Raw genomic sequence first — 413 nt, 5'->3', positions numbered from 1 at the left:
CTGCAATTTTTTGTAGACATTGAAGAAACTTTACAATGTAAACAATCCGCACAAGTCTTTTTATCTTCCATTCAAACACTCCTCAAATAAATGTTATCAGTCATATCTCCCTCCCTTGCCCTTATCTCATTTCTCATTGCTCACTTCTCACTGCTCACTTATAACAAAAACCCCAACTTTGCCCTGACTTTATCCTTGAATTCATCAAATAGATAAACTTTGCGAACCCACGGCAAGGGACAATCCTTCCAACCAACTACTTTCCGATGATGACCAATATCGTCAACTGTTAAATTATTTTCTTTAAGAAGTTTTACTGCCAATTCAACAGCGGCATTAATTGTCTCATCAGTAAAGTTCCCCTCTTTATCAATACACATCTCAATTCCGATAGTGCAAAAATTAGGGCTTAT

General features: G+C 36.6%; 1 protein-coding gene. It reads right to left on the bottom strand.

Annotated elements, in window-relative coordinates; all coding sequences use genetic code 11:
* Positions 1 to 158 precede the first annotated feature (158 nt).
* Positions 159 to 413 (bottom strand): N-acetylmuramoyl-L-alanine amidase (locus ACYVRH_RS14815; RefSeq protein ID WP_461257621.1); only part of this gene is annotated, 255 nt, incomplete at its 5' end.

Source organism: Treponema sp. R80B11-R83G3 (assembly GCF_054786115.1).
This window is presented reverse-complemented; position numbering and strand designations above follow the sequence as displayed.